Source organism: Streptomyces sp. 150FB, from assembly GCF_000818195.1.
Lineage (GTDB): Bacteria > Actinomycetota > Actinomycetes > Streptomycetales > Streptomycetaceae > Streptomyces.
On sequence record NZ_JTHL01000001.1, the window covers coordinates 4,700,719 to 4,711,401 of the forward strand.

General features: G+C 69.2%; 11 protein-coding genes and 2 pseudogenes. 7 read left to right on the forward strand and 6 right to left on the reverse strand.

Annotated features, from left to right (window positions below):
• The 3 genes and pseudogenes from QR77_RS48840 to QR77_RS20140 all read right to left on the reverse strand — a co-directional run.
• Positions 1-191 (reverse strand): annotated as a pseudogene (locus QR77_RS48840) (aminoglycoside phosphotransferase); the annotation flags it as partial.
• Between the two features lie 146 nt (positions 192-337).
• Entirely contained in the window at positions 338-703 is a 366-nt protein-coding gene (locus tag QR77_RS20135; RefSeq protein WP_040023427.1) for a pyridoxamine 5'-phosphate oxidase family protein, read from the reverse strand.
• Between the two features lie 164 nt (positions 704-867).
• Entirely contained in the window at positions 868-1,539 is a 672-nt protein-coding gene (locus QR77_RS20140; protein WP_040023428.1) for a response regulator transcription factor, read from the reverse strand.
• Between the two features lie 322 nt (positions 1,540-1,861).
• Here QR77_RS20140 and pdhA point away from each other — a divergent pair, with 322 nt between their 5' ends.
• The 5 genes and pseudogenes from pdhA to QR77_RS20165 form a co-directional block, all read left to right on the forward strand.
• Complete coding sequence (gene pdhA / locus QR77_RS20145; RefSeq protein ID WP_052488913.1) at positions 1,862-3,106, forward strand: pyruvate dehydrogenase (acetyl-transferring) E1 component subunit alpha; 1,245 nt, start codon at positions 1,862-1,864, stop codon at positions 3,104-3,106.
• Between the two features lie 2 nt (positions 3,107-3,108).
• Positions 3,109-4,089 carry an alpha-ketoacid dehydrogenase subunit beta gene (locus QR77_RS20150; RefSeq protein WP_040023429.1) on the forward strand — a complete coding sequence of 327 codons (981 nt, stop codon included), beginning with the start codon at positions 3,109-3,111 and terminating at the stop codon, positions 4,087-4,089.
• 14 nt (positions 4,090-4,103) lie between these two features.
• Positions 4,104-5,564, forward strand: a complete 1,461-nt coding sequence (locus tag QR77_RS20155) for a dihydrolipoamide acetyltransferase family protein (RefSeq protein WP_107069097.1) — start codon at positions 4,104-4,106, stop codon at positions 5,562-5,564.
• Positions 5,565-5,789: 225 nt separating this feature from the next.
• Positions 5,790-6,392, forward strand: coding sequence for a hypothetical protein (locus tag QR77_RS20160; RefSeq protein ID WP_236710740.1), 603 nt, complete (start codon positions 5,790-5,792; stop codon positions 6,390-6,392).
• A 175-nt stretch (positions 6,393-6,567) separates the two neighbouring features.
• Positions 6,568-7,227, forward strand: a pseudogene (locus tag QR77_RS20165) (zinc-binding dehydrogenase); the annotation flags it as partial.
• Positions 7,228-7,295: 68 nt separating this feature from the next.
• Here the strand turns inward: QR77_RS20165 and QR77_RS20170 are convergent.
• Positions 7,296-7,487 carry a DUF1918 domain-containing protein gene (locus QR77_RS20170; protein ID WP_040023432.1) on the reverse strand — a complete coding sequence of 64 codons (192 nt, stop codon included), beginning with the start codon at positions 7,485-7,487 and terminating at the stop codon, positions 7,296-7,298.
• A 407-nt stretch (positions 7,488-7,894) separates the two neighbouring features.
• On the opposite strand from QR77_RS20170, the gene QR77_RS20175 reads away from it, so the two are divergent.
• Positions 7,895-8,782 (forward strand): aminoglycoside phosphotransferase family protein, encoded by an 888-nt coding sequence (locus QR77_RS20175; RefSeq protein WP_040023433.1) that lies wholly within the window; start codon positions 7,895-7,897, stop codon positions 8,780-8,782.
• A gap of 66 nt (positions 8,783-8,848) precedes the next feature.
• On the opposite strand, the gene QR77_RS20180 is transcribed toward QR77_RS20175, so the two are convergent.
• Positions 8,849-9,676: an RNA methyltransferase gene (locus QR77_RS20180; RefSeq protein WP_040023434.1), complete on the reverse strand. Its 828-nt coding sequence runs from the start codon at positions 9,674-9,676 to the stop codon at positions 8,849-8,851.
• An 85-nt stretch (positions 9,677-9,761) separates the two neighbouring features.
• The gene (locus QR77_RS20185) at positions 9,762-10,583 is read right to left on the reverse strand and encodes an alpha/beta hydrolase (RefSeq protein ID WP_269084363.1); all 822 of its coding nucleotides are present in this window, start codon (positions 10,581-10,583) and stop codon (positions 9,762-9,764) included.
• Here QR77_RS20185 and QR77_RS48845 point away from each other — a divergent pair.
• Positions 10,500-10,683: hypothetical protein (locus QR77_RS48845; protein ID WP_236710741.1), on the forward strand; the 184-nt coding region annotated here is incomplete at its 3' end. The genes QR77_RS20185 and QR77_RS48845 overlap by 84 nt on opposite strands.

A 10,683-nucleotide genomic window follows, 5' to 3' on the forward strand; every position in this document is an offset into this window, starting at 1 on the left:
CGGGCGACGGACTCGTGGTCCCCGTCGAGATGGTGTTTGAGGAAGTAGGCGCCCCGGGTGGTCGCGAGCCGGTAGCTGTGGTTGAGCAGACCCTGGGCGAGCGGTACGCAGGACAGGGGCTCGCCCACGTTCCGGTAGCGGCTCAGCAGAGCGCGTACGGGAGGAGCTGCGGCGGCGGGCGGGGCCGAGATGACGGGGGCGGCCCCGGGGACCGGCGGTGCTGAAGTGACAGAAGTGGCAAGAGGGATAGCTGTGTTGGTCGCGACGGGCGCAACCAATGCATATGAGCGCGGCACTTGTCAGATGTTAGATCACTCAGCGTGTCGGCTCTGTCGCTTTACGAATAGTCGAACGTGTGTACGGTCACGAACTGCGGTACCAGCCGCATGTAGACCGGCTCGAACGGTTCGCCGTCCACGCTGCGCGGACCCGGACCGTACAGCTCCTCCAGGGCCCGCGTCGGCTCGATGATCTCCGCGGTGCCCGTGCACTGCACCGACCAGAGGACCGTGTCACCCGAGTTGAAGTTGTCCGCCCCGTACGCCACCACGCTCCCGGCGCACGCCTGCTGATAGCCGAGGCCGGCGTGCATCCGTACCGTGAGTCCGTCCTCGGTGAGGAGGTGGCGCGCGGGCGCCACGAACGGCATGGCCCGCATGCTCGTAGCCACGTGTCCGAAGGAGACGCGGCTCAGGAGTTCCATGGGTCGTACTTTCGTGGCGGACGGCGTTACTTCGGGGCACACAGCGTCTGTTTCCAGACATGTGGCGGGCAGTTCCTCGGTAGGCATACCTTCAACCATCCGTCAGCGGAACCGCCCCTGCCAGGGGAGCCGGGCCTGCGACCGGTGGGCCCTTGGTCCCGAGGTCAGTGCCGCTCGGCCTGCAATCTGGCCACATAGGCGGCGGCCTGCGAGCGCCGCTCCATCTCCAGCTTGGAGAGCAGGCTGGACACGTAATTCTTGATCGTCTTCTCGGCCAGATGTAGTTCCTCGCCGATGGAGCGGTTGGTCATTCCTTCGCCGATCAGGTCCAGGATCTTTCGTTCCTGATCGGTGAGGCGGGCCATCTTGTCGCTGTCCCCGCTCCTCGGGTTGTCGGGGCCGCCGTCCCGCAGGCGCTGGAGCACCCGCGCCGTGGCCACCGGATCCAGCAGCGAGCGGCCGGCCGCGACGTCACGCACGGCGGTCAGCAGTTCGTTGCCCCGGATCGCCTTGAGCACATATCCCGAGGCCCCCGCCATGATCGCGTCGAAGAGCGCCTCGTCGTCGGAGAACGACGTGAGCATCAGGCACTTGATGCTGTCGTCCTGGGAACGGATCTCACGGCAGACCTCCACGCCGCTGCCGTCGGGCAGGCGTACGTCGAGCACAGCCACATCGGGACGCGTCGCCGGAATGCGGGCCAGGGCGTCCGCGGCCGTACCCGCCTCACCGACGACCTCGATGTCGTCCTCCACCGCGAGCAGCTCGTGCAGACCCCGGCGGACCACTTCATGGTCATCCAGCAGAAAAACGGTGATTCTTCCATTTTCGGGCACACTTCAGTCAAACACACTCGCCCCTTCCCTGCCGTGACGGAGCGGGATAACGTGCCGTTGTTCCGGCGGCCTGCAAGGCTGTGACCAGTGCTTGTTCCCCTCTTTCTGGATTTACTTGGAAATCCAAGCAAATCCGCAGGTCAAAGGGGGTTTCTCAGGAGTACGACCCAGTGGGTAACGTGCCTCTGACAAGCACTCGCCGGGGCGCCTGTCACGCCTGTTCCGACCAGGTCGCACCCACCCCGTGCGCACGACGGAGCAGGCGAGCCGCAACTGGATTTCCGGCAGATCCCGGGGACCGGACAGACGGAGGAGCACGCACGTGACCGTGGACAGCACTGCCGCGCGGAAACCGCGACGCAGCAGCGGTACAAAGCGCGCGAGCGCGCAGAACGCGAGCGCGCAGGACGCGCCGCAATCGCCCGACTCCGCGCAGGGGGGCTCCGAGCCTCAGCTCGTACAGCTCCTCACCCCCGAGGGCGAGCGTGTCGAGCACCCGGACTACCGGATCGACCTGACCCCCGACGAGCTTCGCGGCCTGTACAGGGACATGGTGCTCACCCGCCGCTTCGACGCCGAGGCCACCTCGCTCCAGCGCCAGGGCGAGCTGGGACTCTGGGCGTCGCTGCTGGGCCAGGAGGCCGCGCAGATCGGCTCGGGCCGGGCGCTGCGCGACGACGACTACGTCTTCCCGACCTACCGCGAGCACGGCGTCGCCTGGGTGCGCGGGGTCGACCCGACCAACCTGCTGGGGATGTTCCGGGGGGTGAACCACGGCGGCTGGGACCCCAACACGAACAACTTCCACCTCTACACGATCGTCATCGGCTCCCAGACGCTGCACGCGACGGGCTACGCGATGGGCGTGGCCAAGGACGGCGCCGACTCCGCCGTGATCGCCTATTTCGGTGACGGCGCCTCCAGCCAGGGCGACGTCGCCGAGGCCTTCACCTTCGCCGCCGTGTACAACGCGCCGGTCGTGTTCTTCTGCCAGAACAACCAGTGGGCGATCTCCGAACCCACCGAGAAGCAGATGCGCGTGCCGCTCTACCAGCGCGCGCAGGGGTACGGCTTCCCCGGCGTCCGCGTCGACGGCAACGACGTACTGGCCTGCCTGGCCGTGACGCGCGCCGCGCTGGAGCAGTGCAGGCGCGGGCAGGGACCGACGCTGGTCGAGGCGTTCACGTACCGCATGGGCGCCCACACCACGTCCGACGACCCGACGAAGTACCGCGCGACCGAGGAGACGGAGTCCTGGGAGGCCAAGGACCCGATCCTGCGGCTGCGCAGGTACCTGGAGAAGTCGGGGAACGCCGAGGAGGCGTTCTTCACGGCGCTCGACGAGGAGAGCGAGGCCCTCGGCAAGCGCGTGCGCGAGGCGGTCAGGGCGATGCCCGACCCGGACCACCTGGCCATCTTCGACCATGTGTACGCGGACGGGCACGCGCTCGTCGACGAGGAGCGGGCGCAGTTCGCCGCGTACCAGGCCTCGTTCGCCGACTCGGCCGACGACGCATCAGCGGCTTCCGCCGGTTCTGCCGCTTCCGCCGCCGAGGAGGGCAAGTAGCCATGGCCGTACAGAAACTCCCCCTCGCCAAGGCGATCAACGAATCGCTGCGCAAGGCCCTGGAGACCGACCCCAAGGTCCTCATCATGGGCGAGGACGTCGGCAAGCTCGGCGGCGTCTTCCGGGTCACCGACGGTCTCCAGAAGGACTTCGGCGAGGACCGGATCATCGACACCCCGCTCGCCGAGTCCGGCATCGTCGGCACGGCGATCGGCCTGGCGCTGCGCGGCTACCGCCCGGTGGTAGAGATCCAGTTCGACGGGTTCGTCTTCCCGGCGTACGACCAGATCGTCACCCAGCTCGCGAAGATGCACGCCCGCGCGCTGGGCAAGATCAAGATGCCCGTCGTGATACGCATCCCGTACGGCGGCGGCATCGGCGCGGTCGAACACCACTCGGAGTCGCCCGAGGCGCTGTTCGCGCATGTGGCGGGGTTGAAGATCGTCTCGCCGTCCACGCCGGCCGACGGCTACTGGATGATGCAGCAGGCCATCCAGAGCGACGACCCGGTGATCTTCTTCGAGCCGAAGCGGCGCTACTGGGACAAGGGCGAGGTCGACGTCGAGGCCATCCCGGGACCGCTGCACGCGGCGCGGGTGACGCGGACGGGCACGGACCTGACGCTCGCCGCGTACGGCCCGATGGTCAAGGTCTGCCTGGAGGCGGCGGCCGCCGCCGAGGAGGAGGGCAAGTCGCTGGAGGTCCTCGACCTGCGGTCGATGTCCCCCATCGATTTCGACACGATCCAGAAGTCGGTGGAGAAGACGCGCCGGCTGGTGGTGGTCCACGAGGCGCCGGTCTTCTACGGCTCGGGCGCCGAGATCGCCGCTCGCATCACGGAGCGGTGCTTCTACCACCTGGAGGCACCGGTTCTGCGCGTCGGCGGTTTCCACTCGCCGTATCCGCCGGCCCGGCTGGAGGACGAGTACCTCCCCGGCCTGGACAGGGTGCTCGACGCCGTCGACCGCTCGCTTGCGTACTGAGGAGTGCCGTGACCATGACTGCTGACACGTCCACTCGTTACCGCGAGTTCAAGATGCCCGATGTGGGCGAGGGGCTCACCGAGGCCGAGATCCTCAAGTGGTACGTGGCGCCGGGCGACACCGTGACCGACGGTCAGGTGGTGTGCGAGGTGGAGACGGCGAAGGCGGCCGTCGAACTGCCCATCCCCTACGACGGGGTGGTGCACGCGCTGCGTTTTGAGGAGGGCACGACCGTCGACGTCGGCGCTTCCATCATCACGGTGGACGTCGCGCCGGGCACGGCGGAGCCGGCGCCGGAGCCTGGTGCTGCTGGTGGCGATGAGCCGGCTTCGGAGCCGAAGGGTCGTACGCCGGTCCTCGTCGGGTACGGCGTCGCCGAGGCGTCGACGAAGCGGCGCGCGCGCCGGAGCGCGGGCCCGGGGCCGGAGGAACCGGCCGCCGCCGCGATCCAGGCGGAGATGAACGGCTACTCGGCCCCGGTGGCGGCCGTGCCAGTCGCGGAAGTCCCGGCGCCCGCGCCCGCGTCGGCTCCGACGCCCGCGCCGGACCGCCCGCTGGCGAAGCCCCCCGTGCGCAAGCTGGCCAAGGACCTGGGCGTCGACCTGACGACGGTCACACCGACGGGCCCGGACGGCATCATCACGCGCGAGGACGTCCACGCTGCCAACGCGGCCGCGACGGCCCCCGCGCCCGCGGAGCCTTCCGTACAGGAGCCGTCCGCCGCGGCACCGGGGACGGCGGCCCCCGCACCCGAGGCGCTCGCGGCTTCCGGCGCCAGGGAGACCCGTATCGCCGTCAAGGGCGTACGGAAAGCCACGGCGGCGGCGATGGTGGGCAGCGCGTTCACGGCCCCGCACGTCACCGAGTTCGTCACCGTCGACGTGACGCGCACGATGAAGCTGGTCGAGGAGCTGAAGTCCGACAAGGACATGGCGGGGGTGCGGGTCAACCCGCTGCTGCTCATCGCCAAGGCGCTGCTGGTCGCCGTCAAGCGCAACCCTGAGATCAACGCCGCCTGGGACGAGGCGAACCAGGAGATCGTGCTCAAGCACTACGTGAACCTGGGCATCGCCGCCGCGACCCCGCGCGGCCTGCTCGTCCCCAACATCAAGGACGCGCAGGACAAGACCCTGCCGCACCTGGCCACCGCACTGGGCGAGTTGGTTTCCACGGCCCGCGAGGGCCGGACGACACCCGCGGCCATGCAGGGGGGGACGGTGACCATCACCAACGTCGGCGTCTTCGGGATCGACACCGGTACGCCGATCCTCAACCCCGGCGAGTCGGCGATCCTGGCGGTCGGTGCGATCAAGCCGCAGCCCTGGGTGCACAAGGGCAAGGTCAAGCCGCGCCAGGTCACCACGCTGGCGCTGTCCTTCGACCACCGGCTGGTGGACGGGGAGTTGGGCTCGAAGGTTCTCGGAGACATCGCCGCGATCCTGGAACAGCCGAAGCGCCTGATCACCTGGGCCTGAACACCTGGGCCTGAACACGTGCCCTGAACACCTGGCCTGAACAACACGGAGGCCCCGGCCGTACCGACAGGTACGAGCCGGGGCCTCCGTGTCGTCCACGCCCCACGAACGCCCCACGAGCACCCCGACGAGTGCGCGGGACCGGCGTCGCGGATCATGGACGGCGGACGCACACGGGGGGTGTGCGCGGGGGAAGGAACGGGAACTGTGGGTTACTGCCTTGAGATGAGCACCGGCGACATGAGAAGGGTCATGCGGCTGCTCACGGCGGTGGAGCGGACCCCGGAGCAGGAGCGGCGCGCCGTCCTCACCAGGGAACGCTGTGTGGAGCAGGACGCAAGCCACCGCCACCAGGGCATCAGCCTCGACGTCTCCGTGGCGCAGGCGCTCGACGAGCTGCTGGCGGGGACCCTCACGGCGTCCGAGGGCCCCGCGTACTCGTACGCCTTCCACCAGCTCGTGGCCGGATTCTTCTCGGACACCACGGACCTGGGTGTCTGGCGCAGGCCGTCGTGGTTCTACTCCATGGACGAGGAACTGGCCGCCCACGGCGTGGCGCCGGACCTGTGCCCCGGCTCGTTCCTCTTCAACGGCCCGCCCATCCGGCTGCCCCACCCCGGCGACGCCTTCCCGTCGATCGGGGTGTTCCCGGCGGACCGGGCGGGCTCGCTCGCCGACGCGTACGAATCCGTCCTGGACCGGCTCGACCCGGACTACCGGGAGACGGCGGCGCGGTTCGCCGAGCTGATGCGCTTCGAGGCGGAGGAGTGGGCGAGCGCGAAGAGGATGGGGCAGACTCCGGACACCATCTTCTTCTGGTTCTGCTGACCTGTCTGAAGGGAAATCTGAAGGGAAAGGGGTGCACGCGATCGTGCGCGGCCCTGGCGGCGGTTCGGCGGCGGTTCAGGCGGTCGAAGCGATCGCTCGGGTGACGGCCGTGATCACCGGGATGGGGTGCCCGGAGAGGCGTGCCACGAGCACCCGGCGGATCTCCGTGGCGGCGGACGATCCGGCCCGCTGGGCCGCACTCACCGTGCACACCATCTCCTACGGCGGGCTGCTGGCAGGCGGGATCGAAGCCGGCGAGACGCTGCTCGTCAGCGGGGCCACCGGCAACCTCGGCAGCAGCGCGGTCGCGGTCGCGCTCGCGATGGGAGCGGGCCGCGTGGTCGCCCCGGGCCGCAACCAGGCCGCGCTCGACCTCCTCGCCGACCGGTTCGGTCCGCGGCTGCGCCCGGTCCCGCTGACCGGGGACGAGGCCACCGACCGCGCGGCGATGTCCGCGGCGGCCGAAGGACCGATCGACATGGTGATCGACCTGCTCCCGCCGAGCGCGCCCAGCTCGGCGTCGCGCGCGGCGGCCATGACCGTACGCGAGCGTGGACGCGTCGTCCTGATGGGCGGCGTCGGCATGCTCGGTGGCGACGACCTCGCGTTCCCGTACCCCTGGATCATGCGCAACTCGATCACCGTGCGCGGGCAGTGGATGTACCCCCGCACAGCCAATGTCGGCATCATCCGGCTCCTCGCCTCGGGCACGCTGGACCTCGCCCCCGAACGGGTGCGGTCGTTCGGCCTCGACGCCGTCAACGACGCGATCGCGTACGCCGCCGAGCACGGCGGCCCGTTCGACCGCACGAGCCTGACCCCGTCGGCCGGCTGACAAGGGCCCACTGCGGCGCCTCCGCGGCCCCTGCTGCTGTTCGACGTGAACGAAGCCAGGCTTCCGGTCTACCGGGCTTCTCGATGATCCACCTGTGAATCAGGGCCCGGCACCATGATCGATTCATGACCGTGCTCGTCGCGCACCCGGAAGGGCGGCGTACGAGGCGGTCCCAGTACCTCCATGACCTCCACGACCCGGTCCTCTTCGCCGACGATGCGGCCGTGCACCACCAGCCGGTCGCCCTTGTCTGCCTCCATGAATCCGCCCTCCAGCGCTACACCTCAGGAGCCGAGGCCGACAGGCCTGCGCAGTCCACCGCGACTGATCCGAGGGAATCCCGGCATTCAGCCACCTCGCGCATGACCCACCTCCTCTCTCCAGTGTCCGCCCGTCGCCGCGGGCACGCGACTGTCGAGAGGTGGGGCACCGGATCCGCGTCGGGCCCTGACCAGGTGCGGGGCAACTGGCAAAATCGGTCAGCGCGCGCGAGCCGCCGCGCGCTGGCGGGACGCCTCGTACAGCAGCACGCCGTAACGGGAGGCCAGGCCTCTCAGTTCACCGGTGGTCCGACCGGACAACAACAGCGTCGCTGCGGCCGGTACGCGGCATGTCCAGCCCCGTGTCGGGATTCCGCTGTCCCTACGGTCCAGATAGGACTGGCCTTATGTCTCAGAAGGCTCCCATCCCCGCTGAACTGCTGCGATGGGCCGCGGAACACCTGCCTGACCTGGACCAGGTCACCGATGTGTCCTGGCCCCGGGACGACTCCAGGGTCTGGCGGGTGGCAGCGGGCGCCGACGTCGTGTTCCTCAAGCTCGCTCCGAGCACGAAAGACTACGAGCGCGAGATCCTCGGCTACGCGTACGCGGCGCGTGTTCTCGCCCCTCACGAGGCTCCCCGCCTCCTGGCATCAGACCCCGGCCTTCAGGCGATCATGACCTCGGCGCTGCCAGGCCGCATCGTACGAGACCTGCCTCTCCGGCCGGAGGAGGAGCGGCGCGTGCACGAACTCGCCGGACGACTGCTCAGGCGCTGGCACGATCACTCCGACCCGGCCTCGGGTCAGGACTCCGAGATCATCCGCGCTGCCTTTGCCGATCAGGCGCAAGAGGCGGCCACCTGTCTGGAGGGCACTGCCGCGCACCTCGACGACAAGCAGCGCGCCATGGTGCGGTGCGTGGTCCGGGAACTGCCGCAGATGGCCGAAGGCCTCCCCGTCGTGTACCAGCACGGGGACTACTCCACACGCAACTGGCTGTGGAGCCCGGAGCACGGCCACGGGGTAATCGACTTCGCGATGTCCCGCAAAGGCATCGCCGTCGAGGAGTTCGTCTGGCTGTGCGCCGCTGTCTGGACGCCGCGCCCCGACCTCAAGGCGGCCTATTTCGCGGGGTACGGCCGCACACTGTCGGACACCGAGGCAAGGACACTGCGCCTGCTGGCCACGAGACTCGGCGTCTCCTACCTGAACACGGGCCTCACAACGCGGAACCGGGTGCTCGTCCAGCGTGGCCATCTCGCTCTCACCCGCATGACGCACGAATACCCGTGAGTCCTCGGACGCGCCTCTTTCCGGCTTCCTGCTCCCGCGATACGCGGCCCATTCCAACCGGACGCGTCAGCGCGCGCGAGCCGCCGCGCGCTGGCGGGACGCCTCGTACAGCATTACCGTCGCGGCGTTCGACGCGTTCAGGGAACTCGCCGAGCCCGACATCGGGATGCTGATCACGTGGTCGCACAGTTCGCGCCAGGTGGAGCTGAGCCCTGTCGTCTCGTTGCCGATCAGCAGTAGCACCGGTTGGGTGAGGTCAAAGGCCGACACGTCCGCCTCGCCCTGCTCGTCGGTGCCGACGACGGCCACGGCGTGGCCCCGTGCGCGTTCCTTCTCCAGCCACTCCATCACCTCGTGGTGCGAGGGGCTGCGCACCACGGGTACGGCGAACAGGGAGCCTGTTGTGGCGCGTACCGCCTTCGGGTCGTACGCGTCCGCCGCGTGACCCGTCACGATCAGGCCGTCCGCACCGAAGGCGTCGGCTGATCGCACGATGCTGCCGATGTTGCCCGGCTGGGTGGGGCGGTCGAAGAGGACGCCGAGGAAGGCGTCGTGGATTCTGATACGGGTCAGATCGTCCGGCCGCATCTTGACGACGGCGAGCACCTCGGGTGCGCCGTCGGTGCGTTCGCTCAGCTCGGCCAGCAACTCCGGTGCCATCGCGACGCGTTCGGTGCTGATGTCGCGCAACAGTTCCTCGGCCCAGCGCGACAGGGGGCGGCTCGCGTCGTACAGCAGGGCCCGTACGGTCCAGCCGTGCTCGACGGCCATGGTGATGGGCCGTACGCCCTGGACGAGGAACTCGTTCTGCCGCTTGCGCTTGTTGCGGTTGCCGAGCAGCGCCTGCCACTGCTGGAAACGGGCGTTGCGGGTCGTGATCCGCTGTACGGCCACCCGTCCTCCTCAAGCCTTTCGGCTTCCGTGCCTTCGCGTACTCCGACCCGGAAGGATACGCGTCGGAGGCAGGCGTCCCGGTCGGCTACGGAATCGGGAGGCCCGCCAGCAGACCCGTGAGGAGAGCGGTGAAGCGGTCCGCTTCCGCGATGTGCGGGAAGTGGTGGCCGGTGGGCCGGACCAGGATCTCGGCGGCGGGGAGCCGGTCGGTGAGCCAGGTACGGGCGGACTCGTCGATCGGATCGCTGAAGAGGGCGAGGTAGGGGACGCCCTTCGCCCGTACCTTCTGGAGCAGGGTGTCGGTCCTGTTCAGGAGGTCCGGCACGGCGGTGTCGAGCAGTTCGGCCCAGTAGCTGAGGACGAGCCCTTGGGACACCGAGTCCCCGACCCGTACCAGCTCCCGTTCCTCAGGAGCGAGCTTCTCCGCATGCATGCTGGCCTGAAGCATCGCCCAGGCCTCCTGGAAGTCGGGCCCCCGGAGCCGGGGAGCGAGCTGCTGGGCGAACGGGGCGAACCGGTCGAGCTGGAGGGGCTGATCGACGTTGACCACGGCGGCGGTGGAGTAGCGCGCCGCGTAGTCCGTCGCGAACTTCGCGGCGATGGAGTGCCCCACCATCACGGGCGCGTCGAGACCTGCGGCCACGACCGCGTCGTGGATGGCCTCGACCATGCAGTCGACGCCATGGTCGGGGAGCGCGGGGGAGGCGCCATGCCCGGGCAGGTCGAACGCTACGGCGGGATGCCCGGCCGGAACCATCCCCAGAACCGGCCGCCACATGGCCCGGTCGAAGGTCACCCCGTGGAGGAAGACTAGGCCGCGCCCTTGTTCCTGCTTCTGTCCCTGCTTCCGTATTTCGGAGAAACCGACGGAATCCCCGGCGAGGCCGGCCCACTGACCTGGGACTATCGGGCCATCTGTACCAATTGCGTCATTGGTCATGAAATCAACACTACGCCGGGGGGTGAGCGGCCGTTTGTGCTGTTTGTTGTTGTCTGTGGGTTCGGGC